Here is a 15,655-nt window from a genome sequence, read left to right as displayed (position 1 = left end):
GAAGACCATGGGTATCCTGGACAAACACGCGATCCTCGAGCGCAATGCGACGCTTCTGCTCATCGGTTCGTTTCTGGTCGTCACCGTCGGTGGCATCGTCGAGATCGCACCACTGTTCTATCTCGAAAATACCATCGAGAAGGTAGAGGGCATGCGGCCATACTCGCCGCTGGAGCTTGCCGGCCGCAATATCTACATCCGCGAGGGTTGTTACGCCTGCCATAGCCAGATGATCCGGCCCTTCCGCGACGAAGTCGAGCGTTATGGCCATTACAGCCTGGCCGCGGAATCGATGTACGACCATCCGTTCCAGTGGGGGTCCAAGCGCACCGGGCCGGACCTTGCCCGCGTCGGCAACCGCTACTCGAATGAATGGCATGTTCAACATCTGACGGAGCCGCGCGACGTCGTGCCGGAATCGATGATGCCGAGCTACGCCTTCCTGAAAAGCAAGCCGCTGCCGGTCAAGGACTTCGCCACGCATCTGAAGGCCAATGCCGCTGTCGGCGTGCCCTACAGTCAGGACATGATCGACAATGCTGATGCCGATCTGCGCGCCCAGGCCGACCCGACGGTCGATACATCAGGCATCGAGAGCCGTTATCCGAAAGCCCGCATCGGCGATTTCGACGGCAATCCGCAGGCGATCACGGAAATGGATGCGCTCGTCGCCTACCTGCAGATGCTCGGCACGTTGGTGGACTTCAAGAGCTACGACGAAGCAGGCAGTGACCGCTGAGGAGGAAAACCAGATGGAATACCAACAACTACGGACCTTCGCCGACAGCTGGGGCCTTCTGGCGATGACGCTGTTCTTCGTCGGCACGCTGATCTTCGCGTTCCGCCCCGGTAGCCGGAAATCTGCCGATGAAGCCGCACAAATCCCGCTCAAGGATGACTGACATGCACGATCCTCATAAAGATCCTCATCTGGACGAGTTGTCGGGCGTATCGACGACCGGGCACGAATGGGATGGCATCAAGGAGCTCAACAATCCGCTGCCGCGTTGGTGGGTCGTGTCCTTCTATGCCTGTATCGTCTGGGCCCTGGTCTACACGGTCTTCTATCCTGCCTGGCCGTTGCTGACGTCCGCCACCACTGGCGTGCTTGGCTATTCGAGCCGTGCCGATGTACGCTCCGAACTGGCCGCTGCCGAAGCGGCTCGCTCAGGCTATGTCGCGGCCATTAAGGCCGCCGATATGCAACAGATTCTTGCCGACGAGACGCTGCGAACGGTTGCAACGGCCGCCGGCAGCGCCGCCTTCAAAGTCAACTGCATCCAGTGCCATGGATCGGGCGCGCAGGGTTCGAAAGGGTTCCCGAACCTCAATGATGATGATTGGCTCTGGGGTGGAACGCCGGAGCAGATTCTGACGACGATCGCCCATGGTGTTCGTGCGCCGGAAGACGCCGACACGCATGTCAGCGAAATGCCCGCCTTCGGCGACATTCTGAAACCCGAGGAGATCGCGTCCGTCGCCACGTTCGTTGCCGATCTGTCGAACGGCACCGGCTTTCCGGAGGAAACGGCGCCCGGCGCGCAGATATTCGCCCAGAACTGCGCGAGCTGCCACGGCGACCGTGGCGAGGGTAATCAGGAGATGGGCGCGCCCAATCTTGCCGACAGCCTGTCGTTGCTGGTGGATGGTGAGGAGGCGATCGCCGCGCAAATCCGTGCGCCGAAACACGGCGTCATGCCGGCCTGGGGCGGACGCCTTGGTGATGTCACGGTCAAGGAACTTGCGGCATATGTCTATTCGCTCGGCGGCGGCAAATAGATTTCTCGCGTTACGGTCGCTTGACCTCGATCAAGGAGATTGGCGCCATCACGTGCCACTCTCCGGTTCAAAGACGAGTGGCCGGCCTTGCCGGCGTCATGCCCTTGAGGGCTGGAATGCTGGAAAAAATGGACATCGAAAGACTGGACGCCGAGGCGGTCAATTCGCAGAAGCAGCGGCAGGTGCTTTATGCGCCGCGTAAAAAGATCTTCCCGAAGCGCGCCTCGGGAGGATTTCGCCGTTTCAAATGGCTCATTATGGCGATCACGCTCGGCATCTACTATCTGGTGCCCTGGCTGCGCTGGGACCGTGGCGGTTATGCACCGGATCAGGCCGTGCTGATCGATATCGCCAACCGGCGTTTCTATTTCTTCTTCATCGAAATCTGGCCGCAGGAGTTTTTCTACGTTGCCGGTCTGCTGGTCATGGCCGGTCTCGGCCTGTTCCTTTTGACCTCGACGGTCGGGCGCGCCTGGTGCGGCTATACGTGCCCGCAGACAGTCTGGGTTGACCTCTTTCTGGTCGTCGAGCGGGCGATCGAGGGTGATCGCAATGCGCGCATCAAGCTCGACAAGGAATCCTATTCGCCGCGCAAGCTGGTGTTGCGGACCACCAAACACGTCATCTGGCTGCTGATCGCGGTGGCCACCGGCGGGGCCTGGATCTTCTATTTTGCCGATGCACCGACACTGCTTGTCGATGTCTTCACCGGCCAGGCTGAAATCGTCGCCTACAGCACCATCGCGTGCCTGACGGCAACGACCTACATCTTCGGTGGGCTGATGCGCGAGCAGGTCTGCACCTATATGTGCCCGTGGCCGCGCATCCAGGCGGCGATGCTCGACGAGGCGTCGCTGACGGTGACCTACAACGACTGGCGCGGCGAGCCGCGTTCGCGCCACGCCAAGAAATCGGCAGCGCAGGGTGCGGTGGTCGGCGATTGCGTCGATTGCAACGCCTGTGTCGCCGTCTGTCCGATGGGGATCGATATCCGCGACGGCCAGCAGCTGGAGTGCATCACCTGCGCGCTGTGCATCGACGCCTGTGACGGCGTGATGGACAAGCTCGGCCGGGAGCGCGGGTTGATCTCCTATACGACACTCAACGACTACAATGCCAACATGGCGCTGGCGACGGCCGGAGGCACCCAGCCGATCGACCCGGCGCGCGTCCGCACACCTGACGGCAAGCTCGCGGCGACGCTGCGCCATATCAGTCTCGCCTCGTTCCTGCGGCCAAGAACGTTGCTCTACGCCGCACTCTGGTCGCTGGTCGGCATCGGCCTCGTTTATGCGCTGGTCACCCGCGACCGGCTCGACGTCAACGTCCTGCATGATCGTAATCCGCAATTCGTCATGTTGTCGGATGGATCGGTGCGCAATGGTTACACACTGAAAATCCTCAACATGATCGCCAAGCCGCGTGTGATGGCCGTGCGGATCGAGGGCTTGCCGCAAAGCTCCGTCGCGATCGCCGGTAACGAGGCTCAGGGTGACGGAACATTCCTTGTACCGGTCGAGCCGGACCGTCTGCGCAGCCTGAAGGTTTTTGTCACCCAGCCGCGCCACGTTGCTGACAAGCAGGTGCAGACCTTCCGGTTCGTCATCGAGGATACAGAAGGCCCCGAGACAAAAACCTACACGGCAACATTCCAGGCACCGGGAGGCTCGAAATGAAACTTCAATCCCGTGAATTTACCGGCCGGCATATGCTGCTGATCATGCTTGCCTTCTTCGGGGTCATTATCGCCGTCAACTTTGTCATGGCGCGGTTTGCCGTGACCAGCTGGACCGGACTGGTGGTCGAGAATTCCTATGTCGCCAGCCAGCAGTTCAACGAAAAGATGATCGCGGTACGAGCCCAGAACGATCTCGGCTGGGTGCCGAAGCTCGACATCGCCGCTGGAAAGATCACCTTCACGCTGGCCGACCGTATTGGCAATCCGGTGAAAATGACCGGTGGCAAAGCGACCTTCCAGCATCCGAGCTTTGAGGCGGCGGACTGGTCGGCGGTACTGGTTCCGTCGGGAGATGGCCAGCTCAGCGCCTCCTCAGCGGTATCTCCCGGCATCTGGGTGGTCAATGTCGAGGTCGAAGGCGGCCTGGCCGTGCCCTACCGCCATAGCGAACGTGTTCTGATCAAGGATGGAAAACGCCAATGAGCTGCTGTGCCGTCGGCAATGCATCGATGCTCGAGCTGGAGGCGGAGCGCCAGGCGATTCCGCCGGCGGATGAAATCCGCCTGCTCAGCCACGTGCTCGGCGACGGTTTGAGGCAGACCAATCTGTCCGTGCCGGATGTGCATTGCGCTGCCTGCATCGGCAAGATCGAGCGGGCGCTGAGCAAGCTCGAGGGCGTCGAGCATGCCCGCGTCAACCTCTCCACCCGGCGAGTTTCGATCCGCTGGCGCGATGGAGCTGTTCCGGATTTCTGTGGGGTGTTGTACCGGCTCGGTTATCCCGCACATCTGTTTTCCGAGCAGGACGGTGAAGGTGATCGCACCCGGTCCGAGCTGATCCGGGCGGTCGCTGTCTGCGGTTTTGCCACGGCGAACATCATGCTCTTGTCCGTCTCTGTCTGGTCGGGGGCCGAAGGTGCAACGCGCGATTTGTTCCACTGGATTTCGGCGCTGATTGCGCTGCCGGCGCTCCTGTTCGGCGGCGGCATCTTCTTTCGCTCGGCGGTATCGGCGCTCCGGCATGGCCGCACCAACATGGACGTGCCCATCGCGGTCGGCATCTCGCTTGCCTTTGGTATGAGCCTTTACGAGACGATCAACCACGGCCAGCATGCCTATTTCGATGCCGTCGCCTCGCTTCTGTTTTTCCTTTTGATCGGTCGCGTGCTTGATCACGTCATGCGTGAGAAGGCCCGCTCGGCCGTCAGCAGTCTCGTGCGGATGACCCCTGCGGGCGCGGTGGTTCTTGGACCGGATGGTAGCCGTGAATATATGCCGCTCGCGCGGATAGAGCCCGGAATGAAGGTGTTCATTGCCGCCGGTGATCGCATTCCAGTCGATGCCATCGTCCGGCAGGGTCTCTCCGAGCTCGATTGCTCGCTGGTGACGGGCGAAAGCGACCCGCGTCCGGTAAAGGCCGGCGATACCATCAGCGCCGGTACGCTCAACCTGACAGGCCCGCTGACGATCGAAGTCACCGCCGCTGCTGAAGCATCGTTTCTCGCCGAAGTCATCCGGCTGATGGAAGCGGCCGAAGCTGGCCGTGGGCTCTACCGGCGCATCGCCGACCGGGCCGCGACCTATTATGCACCGGCGGTTCATCTGACCGCATTTCTCACAGGGATCGGCTGGCTGCTGGTCTCGGGTGATTGGCACAAGGCCATCACCATCGCGATTGCGGTTCTGATCATCACCTGCCCATGCGCCTTGGGACTGGCTGTTCCGATCGTCCAGGTCGTTGCCGCGCGCCGGTTGTTCGAACGCGGCATCATGGTCAAGGACGGGTCGGCCATGGAACGGCTTGCCGAGGCGGATACTGCCGTATTCGACAAGACGGGAACCCTGACGTTGGGCCAGTTGAGTCTTGCCAGCAGCGACGCGCGGGACGAAACAGCTCTTGCCGTCGCTGTCTCCCTGGCGGGATATTCAAGCCATCCCGCCTCACGCGCCATCTGGAAAGCGCATCCCGGCCTTCATTATCCGGATGTCCGGGCTGACCGGGTCACCGAACATCCGGGGCTCGGGATCGAGGCGGCGATAGCCGACAAGACCTATCGCCTTGGGCGCAGCCCCTGGGCGGGAACGATCGAACCGGGCGCGCCGGGCACGACGACGGCGCTTTCGGAAGACGGGATCGTCATTGCCCGCTTCACCTTCCGCGACAAGCTTCGCCCGGATGCGGCTTCGACCATCGAGCATCTGCATCAGAGCGGCATGGCTGTCGAACTTCTTTCGGGGGACACACAGGCGGCGGTGCAGTCTGTTGCGAAAACCTTGAAGATCCAACGCTATGGCGCCGGGCTTTTACCCGCCGGCAAACTCGAACGCCTGCAGACACTGGCGCGGGAGGGCCGGCGACCGCTGATGGTCGGGGACGGGCTCAACGACGCCCCGGCGCTTGCCGCAGCGCATGTTTCCATGGCACCGGCGACGGCTGCGGACGTTGGCCGCAATGCCGCCGATTTCGTTTTCCTGCGCGATTCGCTGAGCGCCGTTACCGTGGCGCTGGATGTGTCGCGCGGGGCTGGCCGGTTGATCCGGCAGAATCTGGCGCTGGCAATCGGCTACAACGCTTTTGCCATCCCTATCGCGGTTTTTGGCTACGTGACGCCGCTCGTTGCCGCCATCGCCATGTCTGCATCCTCGCTGCTGGTGATCGGCAACGCCCTGCGTCTCAATGCCGGGGCGGGCCATTTCGACGCGCCGTCATTATCGCCAGCTGCCAACCCGGAGGGCCAGTTGCGATGAAATCGCTGATCTATCTCATGCCAGTTGCCATCTCGCTCGGATTGGCCGGGCTCGGCGCTTTCATCTGGTCGCTGAGGAGCGGTCAGTACGAGGACATGGACGGCGCGGCACAGCGGATACTGCTTGATGACGAGCGCACACAGCCGAAAGACAACGGGGCTACTTGATCGAGGTCAAGGTGGCAGGAGGCGCGTGGATGTTTCATCAGGCAGAGGAAACGGCGGCATGTTCGCTGCGACACGGGCAAATGCCGAACCGGGGAGGGCCATCGATGGACGCGAAGCTGCCGGGATGGGAAAAGGTTATAACAGGAATTCATCCGGCGCTTGATCGGCTGGAACATGCACTCAAGGACCAGATGGTCCTGTGCGATGCCCTGGAAAGTCTTGCAGACCGGCTGCCGGACAATGTCGCGCACGGTGAATGCCTGCATCTTCGCCGGGCGATCCCGCCGATCCTGACGGCCGTACATCGCCTGGAAGAGGAAATCATCCTTCCATTCATTGCGAAATGCGGGCGAATGCCGCTTGGTCTGCCGGAAATCCTCGACCAGATCCACTACGAGCAGATCGAGGAGGAATGCTATGCCGAAGAGCTCTGCGATGCTCTGCGCGCGTTTGGTACAGGGCTGGTCAAACCGTCACCGGAAACGCTCGGTTACATGCTGCGGGCCTATTTCGATTGCGCCAGGCGGCGCATCCGGTTTGATTGCACCGTTTTGCTCCCAATGCTTTGCGCAGCCCCGGCGTTGCCGGTTAACCGCAGCGAGCCTTGAGGCGGCTGAGGCTCGGGACTGTGATCTCGCGGTTGGCGACTACGGCAATCACCCCTTCGGTCCGCAGCTTGGTGATCTGGCGCGAAACTGTCTCAATCGTCAGACCGAGAAATTCAGCAATGTCCATGCGCGATAAAGGCAGATCAAACTCGGCGGTGTCGCGTGTTTCGGTGCCGGTTGATGGGTTGATATGGCCAGCGATCAGATACAATAGGCTGGCGACCTTTTCGGCCGCGGTCTTCTGTCCAAGCGTGACCATCCAGTCCCGGGCTTCATCGAGCTCGCGCAAAACCTGAGCGAAAAGCCGGTGTTCCATCTGCGGATATTCGGCCACCAGCCGCTCGAAGGCGGCGCGGGGAACTTCGCAGAGCTCGACATCGGACGCAGCCTCTGCCGTCACTGCATTCTCCCGACCAAACAGTCTGCCCAGGAAATCCGGCGCGAACTGCAGGCCGACGACCTGCTGGCGGCCGTTCTCAAGCACCTTTGTCAGCTTGACGACGCCGCGCATGACGTTGGCATAGGACTGGATCGGCGTTTCCTCGCCGGCCAGCAGTTTGCCGGCCTCGTGGCGGGTCATGCGGGTGTGCTTTGCCATGGCAAGCAACTGCCCGGCATCAAGCGCGCCGCACAATCCCTTGTGACGCACTTCGCAGCTTCGACAGAGAATGGGCGTCTCGGAGTTGTGGATATCGATCCGGGCCGTTTCAGACAGTTTGGTTCCCCAATGCTTGGTCAAATTTGCAACTGGAACACGTATTAGCAGATTCCACCGGCCTTTGCCGCTGCGAAGTTGGCTGGCATCGCGGACCTTTCGTCGCGGGTCGCCCGTGCGGCGCCGATCGTCCGGCGGATATGCCAATCAACCGGCCCCGGGATCAGGCAGTTCTGACAAGATCATCATTGGAATTCTAAACAGAATTTAATTCTGGCCTGGTCATTCCTGACACCGTGTTGCCCGGTTCGAGGTCATTGATAACCGTTAGTATTCGGATAATCCGAGTATTCGGCAAAAGCGTTGTTGCCATCGAAGGAAAACAACATGCGGTACCGGAATTCACTTCTTGTTGTGATTGTTGTTGCTGCTGGTGTCTTTCTTGGCCGCGCAGAACTCGGCCGCTATTTGCCAGACCCGATCGCACGCCTTCTTTCGATCGATTCCGCCGAAAGCAAGCCGAACAGCGAAGCAGATAAAGCGACGGCAGCCACCGGACATGTGCGCAACGCCGTGACCGTCACTACGACGGCCGCAAAAGCCGGCGCGCTGCCGGTGACGCGCAGTTCGCTCGGAACCATTGTCCCCTTCGCGTCCACCGCTCTTTCGAGCCCGGCATCGGGCACCGTCGCGCAGATCCTGGTCAAGGACGGTGCCGAAGTCACCGCGGGCACCTTGCTGGTGCAACTCGACGATCGCACGATCAATGCGAACATAGCGCGGGACACCGCCCTGCTTGCCAAGGATCAGGCAGCACTCGACGAAGCCAATACAAACCTCAAGCGGGTAGAGGCGTTGAGCAATGACGGCGCAGAGACCCGCCAGCAATATGATGATGCAATCGCGGCCGCCAAACAGGCGGAAGCGGCAATCGGCGTCGATAGTGCCACGCTGGCTGCCGACAAGGTGGCGCTGACGCAAACACAAGTGCGCGCACCCTTCGACGGTAAGCTCGGGGTGATCCTGTTGTCGCCCGGGGCCTATGTCGCGCCGGGTGAGGATATCGTCACGCTGACGCAGATGAAGCCGGTCTATGCGGAGTTCACGCTACCCGAAACGGATCTGGCTCTCGCCCGTCAGGCGCTTGCAGACGGGCAACTGAATGTCAGCATTTCCCCCACCCTGTCGCAGGATAAAACGGCAGGAGAGACTGGACCGATTGTGTTCATCGACAATGCGGTCGATGCACCCTCCGGCACGTTCAAGATGCGGGCGCGTCTTGATAATGCCAACGGGACATTCTGGCCGGGACAGTCGCTGCGTGTCACGGTCACTGCCGGTGAGCAGAAGGACCTGGTCCTGGTGCCCACAGTCTCGGTGCAGCCGCAGAGCGACGGTGCCGTCTGCTACGTCGTCAGAAAGGACAAGACCGTTGAGGTGCGCAAGGTGAAGGTCGCTTTCAGCGTTGGGGATACGACCGGCATCGCCACTGGCCTGAAGGCGGGCGAGATCGTCGTCACCGAAGGACAGGCGGGCCTGGTAGAGGGAACACCAGTCGAAATCGTATCGGCGCCGGTGGTAGCACCTGAAACGATGGCTGAAGGCGGAGCGATCGAATGAAGATCTCCGAAATCTTCATCCGGCGTCCCGTCGCGACCATCCTCCTGATCGTTGGTGTTCTGCTCGCAGGGGCTTCCGCCTACACCAACCTGCCTGTCGCCGCCCTGCCACAGGCTGATTTCCCGACCATCAATGTCACGGCACAGCTCGCCGGCGCTTCGCCGGATACGATGGCCAGTTCCGTCGCTACGCCGCTGATCAAGCAGTTCGAGACCATCGCCGGGATCGATACGATCAGTGCCAGTTCGTCGCTCGGCAACAGTCAGATCACCATCCAGTTCAATCTCTCTCGCGATATCGATGCCGCTGCGGCCGATGTGCAGGCAGCGATTGCCAGAGCCCAACGGCAATTGCCGGACAACCTCACGGCGCCGCCCAGCTATCGCAAGGCCAATCCTGCCGATGCGCCGGTTTTGATCCTGGCCTTGACCGGAGATGGTGCCTCGCTGACGAAAATGGACGACGTCGCAGAAAACATCATTTCCCCGGCGCTCTCGACCATTTCCGGCGTGGCGCAGGCGCAGGTGTTTGGCGCGAAGGCCTATGCGGTACGGATCGAGGTCGATCCGAACAAGCTGGAAAGCCGCGGCCTTTCGCTGGATGGGCTGGCGGCGACGGTTGCTGTCGCCAACGATCAATCCCCTGTCGGCACCTTGCAAAACAAATCGCAGGCACTGACGGTGGATGTCGCGACCCAGCGCAGCGATGCCGAGGCGTTCAAAACACTGATCATCGCCCAGCCCGGCGGCCGCATCGTCCGGCTGGATGATGTCGCGGATGTCGTCGACAGCGTACAGATCGTCAATCAGGGTAGCTGGCTTGACGGCAAGCCGGCCATCGCGCTTGCCGTGCAGCGCCAGCCCGGTGCCAACACCGTGGTAGTGGTCGATTCCATTCTGGCCAAGGTGCCGAACCTGCAGGCCAACCTTCCTGCCAACATGCACATCAACATCGTCAACGACGCCTCAGTCTCGATCCGTGCGGCGGTGGCCGATGTCGAGACGACGCTGATGATCACCATTGGGCTCGTGGTTCTGGTCATTTACCTGTTCCTCAGGCGCGTTTCGGCAACACTTATCCCGGCGCTCGCCGTGCCTTTGTCGCTGGTGGCGACACTGGCCGCGATGTATGCGCTCGGTTTTTCCATCGACAATATTTCGCTTCTCGGCCTGACCCTCTCGGTCGGTCTTGTGGTCGATGATGCCATCGTCATGCTGGAAAATATCGTTCGCAAGGTGGAGGAGGGCATGGCGCCGCTTGAGGCGGCCATCGAGGGCAGCCGCGAAGTCACCGGCACCATCATTTCGATGTCGATTTCGCTGGTCGCCGTCTTCCTGCCCATCCTGTTGATGGGCGGCATCGTCGGGCGCGTGCTCAACGAGTTCGGGGTCGTCGTCACATTGGCGATCCTGTCCTCGGCCACCGTATCGCTGACCGTCACCCCGATGCTTGCGGCCCGGTTGCCGCACCGGGATATGCAGGAGCCGAAGCGTCAGGGTCTGTTCGACAGAGTGACCGCCGCCTACGGCCGGGCCGTCGGCTGGTGCCTGAACCATCGAGCAATCGTCATGCTGGTCTTCGCTGCCACGTTTGTCGCGTCCGGATGGATGTTCGCCAGCCTGCCGCGAAGCTTCTTCCCCTCAGAGGATATTGGCATCCTGACAATCTCGACTCAGGCGCGGCAGGACATATCCTATCAGGCGATGAGCGTGTTGCAGGCCCGTGCGGCCGCCATTGTCTCCAGCGACCCGTCCGTCGCACACGTGACCTCGACCCTTGGTTCCGGGCCAGGTGGATCGGCACTCAATGCCGGTTCTCTTCTCGTTCAGCTGAAACCGCGCGATACGCGTCCGCCGCTTGATACGACCCTGCAGGCCCTGCGGCATTCGCTGTCAGAGATTGCCGGATTGAAAACCTTCATCACGCCCCAGCAGAGCCTGCGCTTTGGCGGGCGCAGCACCCAGAGCCTCTACCAGGTCGTTCTGCAATCGATTGATGCTGCCGCGGCACGGCAATGGTCGCAGACGCTGGGCGATGCGATGCGGGCAGACCCTGCCCATTTTGTCGATGTTGCCACCGATCTGCAGAACAACGCGCTTCAGGCGCATGTCACCGTCGATAACGATCGGGCAAACAGTCTCGGAATCTCCTCGCAGGCGTTGCGCACGACGCTGGAGGCAGCCTTCGGCAGTTACGTCGTCACGCAGATCCAGACCACCGGCAACAGCTATGACGTGATTATCGAATATGATCAGTCGCTGGACTGGAACGAGCAGTCGCTATCGGCAATCCGGATTGCATCTTCGTCGGGAACGCTGGTGCCGCTGTCGAGCTTCGCGCGGGTAACGCGAGAAGCAGGGCCGGTCACCGTCAATCAGACGGGACAGCTGACGGCCGTCACCCTGTCTTTCAATCTGCCGAAGGGCGTATCGCTCGGGACTGCGACCGCGCGCGTCGATGCGCTCAAGCAGCAGATCAAACTTCCTGCAACGGTCACGACAAACTATGCCGGTGCCGCCCAGATTTTCGAGCAGGCAAGCGGCAATACCGGGCTGTTGATTGGCGCAGCGGTGCTGATCATCTACGTGGTGCTCGGCGTCTTTTACGAGAGCTTCCTGCACCCGCTGACCATTCTCTCCGGCCTGCCGTCGGCAGCATTCGGGGCGCTGCTGACATTGAGGATTTTCGGATTCGATCTGTCGATCATTGCGCTAGTCGGCCTGCTGATGCTGATCGGTATCGTCAAGAAGAACGCCATCATGATGATCGATGTGGCGCTGACATTGCAGCGCGACCAGCATCATGAACCGCACGAGGCCATTCATCTGGCGGCCGTCCGGCGTTTCCGGCCGATCATGATGACGACGTTTTGCGCCCTTCTCGGCGCACTGCCGATCGCCGTCGGAACCGGCGCCAGCTCGGAGCTGCGCCAACCTCTCGGGGTGGCGGTTGTCGGCGGGTTGCTGGTCAGTCAGGTACTGACGCTGTTCATCACGCCGGTCATCTTCGCCGAGATCGAACGGGTGTCCGCCGTCGTCCGGTCGCTCTGGTCACGCAAGGGCGCCATTGTTGCCGCGGAGTAATCGCTCGGAGACTGGCCGCTATCGGTTTGCGGTCGGCAGATCAGTCGCTTGGGCCGCACCAACCGGGCAGATGCTTTGCGGACTTGGTCCGCGCGAGCCTGAGAGCCGCAATTTCGGCGTCTTTGAAATCCCGGTGCAGCAGTTTCACATCGATGCGGCTTCTGAGGAAATCCGCCCACATGAACTCGCTGAACGGCGTATTGTCCTTGGCATAACCGCCGGCGCGGCGAACTGCGCCAGCCAGCGACCGGTAGGGATCGTCGGTCAGCCCGCCGATTGATTTGGGCAGGCTGTTATGCGGTTGCCGCTCGCCTGCCGCGTCGAAGGGGTAACTCCAGCGATAGTGATCCATCACCGACCAGAATTCCGGTTTCGCGAGATCGCTGAGATCGGCAACGACGCTGGTCAGGACATGCGCTACGCCTTCTTCCTGCAATGCCCTGACGAGATGATGATGATCGATCAGATAGCTACGCTTCTTCCAGCCAATGACGACGGGAACCATATGGCGGCCGAGAAAATCGGCGCCGTCATGCCCGGCAATCTCGCGCCATTCCAGCCGTTTTTCGGCGACTTCGCGAAAGCCGACCGTCATTTGCGTTGGCCGCAGGCTTGCTATCGCCACGGGTTGAAGGTGGGGTTCGTAGGTTTGTGTCATGGGGCACCTCGGGTGCTGGATGCTTGGGTCAGAACGGCTGAAACAGCATCATCGACGCTGACGCTGCAGCGGCTTGCAAGCTCAGGTGCTGCCGCCATGATCAGATCGCGGGCCTGGTCATGCACGCGGGCATATTGCACCCGCTTGCTGGCGGCTCTCAATGCGGTGTCGAATTCCAGCAGCGCATCGAGTGCGGTGCTGTCCAGATCAAAACTTTCCTCGAGGCTGACGACAACGCACTTGCTGCGGCCGTCCGCTCGAACGCGGCTGACGATCGTGTTCAAAATGGCATCCGCATTGGCGAAAAACAAAGGTTGCGCCGGCCGCCAGACGGTGACCCCGGAAACCGGGAATGCGTCGGAATGGCGGGCGATATCGACAAAGTCGTGGCCTCCGGCGAGCCGTCCAAGACGTGCCACATAGGGCGATGCAAGGCGCTTGAGCAGCGCTACCAGCGACAATGCGATTGCCACCAGCATGCCGTCGAGGACACCAAACACCAGCACGCCGAGAGCAGCACCCAGTGCGATATAGCCGTCGCGTTTTAGCCGCCACAGGCGCAACAACGGCATGGGATCGAGTGCATGGGTCAATGCAGCGATGACCACCGCTGCCAAGACCGGCTGGGGCAGGAGTGCGACAGGTGCGGCGGCAAAGGCAATCAGCAGCGTCAGCCCGAGCGCCGCGACGACCGCGGTCGCCCCGGTTTGCGCGCCGGCAGCCTCGCTTGCCGCTCCGGCCGAGAACCCGGCTCCGACCGGCATGCCCTGGACGATGGCACTGGCGAGGTTTGAGAGACCAAGCGCGCCAAGCTCCCGGTTTGCTTCGACGGTCTCATTGTGGCGCAGCGAAAACGAACGGATAGTGCCCCAGGATTCGGCAAACAGGATGAGTACCAACGGCAAGACGAAGGGCAGAAGTGCTATGACTTCCGTCCATTGATGAGATGAGAAATCGGGCCAAGCCGGCAGAAGCGGGATAGTCCCGACAAGGGCAACGCCGTGACGGGAAAGATCGAAGAGGGCCGAAGTGGCGATGCCAGCGCAGAGAACCAGAAACGCCCCGGGTAGAATGGGAACGCGGCGAAGCCCGATCAGCGCAGCAAGCGCGGTCACGCCGACAAGAACGCTTGGCATATGCCATTGCGGCACCGACGAAATCAGGCCGGTGACCAGATACAGCAGATTTGAGGTATTAACCTGTACACCGGTCAGAACCGGTATCTGACGCAGGATAATCGTGATCGCCAGCCCGAACGCGAAACCGCGCAGCACGGGCCGTGATATGAATCCTGCCAGATTTCCAAGCCGGACAATCGAAGCGATCAGGAAGAGAATGCCGACAAGAGCGACCAGGATCGTTGCAAGCACCGTTTTGTCGTCGGCGGAGCCCGGCATCGTCAGCAGCGTTGCCGCCAGGATGGCGGCGGAGGAGGAGGTGGGACTGACGATCGCAAACCGGCTTCGTCCAATAAGTCCATAGGCAAGACAGCCGGCAATCGCCGCACAGATCGCCCGCTGCGGCGGCAGACCGGCTATCCCGGCATAGGCGACAGCTTCGGGCAGCATCAATCCCGCGACCGACAGACCCGCAATCCAGTCTCCCTTGCGCATGACGGACCGGCTCTCCTCCGCTTTCGAGATAGGATCAATATCACAGGTTGCCTTGCATCAGGCTTTGCGCCGCAACGGCGCTTCGGGCAGTTCTTCATCGCGGCTTTAGTGGGAGTGATCCATGTTGCTGGGCAGATTTGCGAAATGGGCTAAGGTTTGAACTTCCCCATTTGAACGGACCACGGAGATCGTCCGGTTTGCGATGCCGGATACATGCCAGCCCCGAACATGCAGGCGATGCTGTATGCTCGGGGCTGGCAGGCCTTCATGCCATTCGGTGAATGTTGGCGTGAAGCTGCTCGGCCTGATTTTGCAGGGCAGCGTAGCGAGCTGCCGGTATCGCACCGTTGTGATGATCAGCCACGGTCATGGCTTCGTGGCGTATCCACGCATCGTCGGCTCTCAGGCGCTGATATTCAGCGCTTGTCAGAAGGCCGCGTGATCTGTCTGCGTTCATGGTGCGGTTGTCGGCCCGGAGTTCGGCAAGGATCGTATTGAGCCGCGACTGGTGGACATAAGCAGGCGCATAGGCCGGAACAATATAGGTTGGGCTCGGGGTGACGTCGGTCGTGATGTCGTTGTCGCCCAGCATCGAGCGGTCGTGGAACCCGTTATGGTGATCATGGTCGCGGCCGGGTTCGCCGTGGGTGCCGGCGAAAGCGACCCCCATGGAGGTCGTGATGAAAATCGCGGAGATTGCTGCGGTTTTTGCAAAAGAGAACATTTGCGTTACCTCTGATATAACGACGTTGCTGAAACGTCTCTCGATAGGAAGCTATCCTATAGTGTCGCGTCGCGGTGCGATGGCCGCCGGCAATACATAGCTTCGATCTGGAATATACTGCTCTATCTCAGTAAGATCATGTTAAATTAAAGTAATATTCTGATTCCCGTGCCTGCCACAATTTCGATCAATTGCGGGAGGGGGAAGCGTGACTTGATGCAGGGACGGGCACCCTCAAACCGGAGCGCGGCTGTCGATACGAACTTCCATTTTTGGGCGGAACTGGCTTCCGATCCAGGAAGAGCAGAAATCTCGCCTGACCT

General features: G+C 60.9%; 14 protein-coding genes. 10 read left to right on the top strand and 4 right to left on the bottom strand.

The features are described from left to right. The first annotated feature begins 7 nt into the window (after positions 1 to 7). The 8 genes from ccoO to ASD36_RS07345 all read left to right on the top strand — a co-directional run bounded on the left by ccoO (position 8) and on the right by ASD36_RS07345 (position 6,979). Positions 8 to 739: a cytochrome-c oxidase, cbb3-type subunit II gene (gene ccoO, locus ASD36_RS07380; protein WP_060502971.1), complete on the top strand. Its 732-nt coding sequence runs from the start codon at positions 8 to 10 to the stop codon at positions 737 to 739. Positions 740 to 752: 13 nt separating this feature from the next. Continuing rightward, entirely contained in the window at positions 753 to 902 is a 150-nt protein-coding gene (locus ASD36_RS07375) for a CcoQ/FixQ family Cbb3-type cytochrome c oxidase assembly chaperone (RefSeq protein WP_037103611.1), read from the top strand. A 1-nt stretch (position 903) separates the two neighbouring features. After that, positions 904 to 1,779, top strand: coding sequence for a cytochrome-c oxidase, cbb3-type subunit III (gene ccoP, locus ASD36_RS07370; protein ID WP_060502970.1), 876 nt, complete (start codon positions 904 to 906; stop codon positions 1,777 to 1,779). A 116-nt stretch (positions 1,780 to 1,895) separates the two neighbouring features. Continuing rightward, the gene (gene ccoG, locus ASD36_RS07365) at positions 1,896 to 3,455 is read left to right on the top strand and encodes a cytochrome c oxidase accessory protein CcoG (protein ID WP_060502969.1); all 1,560 of its coding nucleotides are present in this window, start codon (positions 1,896 to 1,898) and stop codon (positions 3,453 to 3,455) included. Beyond that, positions 3,452 to 3,940, top strand: a complete 489-nt coding sequence (locus tag ASD36_RS07360) for a FixH family protein (RefSeq protein ID WP_060502968.1) — start codon at positions 3,452 to 3,454, stop codon at positions 3,938 to 3,940. The genes ccoG and ASD36_RS07360 overlap by 4 nt, the downstream gene beginning before the upstream one ends. Beyond that, positions 3,937 to 6,204, top strand: coding sequence for a cation-translocating P-type ATPase (locus tag ASD36_RS07355; RefSeq protein ID WP_060502967.1), 2,268 nt, complete (start codon positions 3,937 to 3,939; stop codon positions 6,202 to 6,204). Before ASD36_RS07360 ends, ASD36_RS07355 begins: the two co-directional genes overlap by 4 nt. Continuing rightward, positions 6,201 to 6,371 (top strand): cbb3-type cytochrome oxidase assembly protein CcoS, encoded by a 171-nt coding sequence (ccoS, locus tag ASD36_RS07350; protein ID WP_060502966.1) that lies wholly within the window; start codon positions 6,201 to 6,203, stop codon positions 6,369 to 6,371. The genes ASD36_RS07355 and ccoS overlap by 4 nt, the downstream gene beginning before the upstream one ends. A gap of 104 nt (positions 6,372 to 6,475) precedes the next feature. Next, positions 6,476 to 6,979, top strand: coding sequence for a hypothetical protein (locus tag ASD36_RS07345; RefSeq protein WP_060502965.1), 504 nt, complete (start codon positions 6,476 to 6,478; stop codon positions 6,977 to 6,979). Here ASD36_RS07345 and ASD36_RS07340 read toward each other — a convergent pair. After that, the gene (locus ASD36_RS07340) at positions 6,960 to 7,718 is read right to left on the bottom strand and encodes a Crp/Fnr family transcriptional regulator (RefSeq protein ID WP_060502989.1); all 759 of its coding nucleotides are present in this window, start codon (positions 7,716 to 7,718) and stop codon (positions 6,960 to 6,962) included. The genes ASD36_RS07345 and ASD36_RS07340 overlap by 20 nt on opposite strands. Positions 7,719 to 8,021: 303 nt before the next feature. On the opposite strand from ASD36_RS07340, the gene ASD36_RS07335 reads away from it, so the two are divergent. Further along, the gene (locus tag ASD36_RS07335) at positions 8,022 to 9,254 is read left to right on the top strand and encodes an efflux RND transporter periplasmic adaptor subunit (protein ID WP_082512008.1); all 1,233 of its coding nucleotides are present in this window, start codon (positions 8,022 to 8,024) and stop codon (positions 9,252 to 9,254) included. Beyond that, entirely contained in the window at positions 9,251 to 12,337 is a 3,087-nt protein-coding gene (locus ASD36_RS07330) for an efflux RND transporter permease subunit (protein WP_060502964.1), read from the top strand. The genes ASD36_RS07335 and ASD36_RS07330 overlap by 4 nt, the downstream gene beginning before the upstream one ends. Positions 12,338 to 12,377: 40 nt before the next feature. On the opposite strand, the gene ASD36_RS07325 is transcribed toward ASD36_RS07330, so the two are convergent. From ASD36_RS07325 to ASD36_RS07315, 3 genes are all read right to left on the bottom strand, one after another. Then, positions 12,378 to 12,995: a ParB-like protein gene (locus ASD36_RS07325; RefSeq protein WP_060502963.1), complete on the bottom strand. Its 618-nt coding sequence runs from the start codon at positions 12,993 to 12,995 to the stop codon at positions 12,378 to 12,380. Continuing rightward, the gene (locus ASD36_RS07320) at positions 12,992 to 14,608 is read right to left on the bottom strand and encodes a SulP family inorganic anion transporter (protein ID WP_082512007.1); all 1,617 of its coding nucleotides are present in this window, start codon (positions 14,606 to 14,608) and stop codon (positions 12,992 to 12,994) included. Before ASD36_RS07320 ends, ASD36_RS07325 begins: the two co-directional genes overlap by 4 nt. Positions 14,609 to 14,873: 265 nt before the next feature. Next, positions 14,874 to 15,332, bottom strand: coding sequence for a hypothetical protein (locus ASD36_RS07315; protein ID WP_060502962.1), 459 nt, complete (start codon positions 15,330 to 15,332; stop codon positions 14,874 to 14,876). Between the last annotated feature and the right edge of the window lie 323 nt (positions 15,333 to 15,655).

Source organism: Rhizobium sp. Root1334 (genome assembly GCF_001426665.1).
Lineage (GTDB): Bacteria > Pseudomonadota > Alphaproteobacteria > Rhizobiales > Rhizobiaceae > Pararhizobium.
Note: the sequence above shows the minus strand (reverse complement) of the source record. Positions and strands in the feature narration are given on the sequence as shown.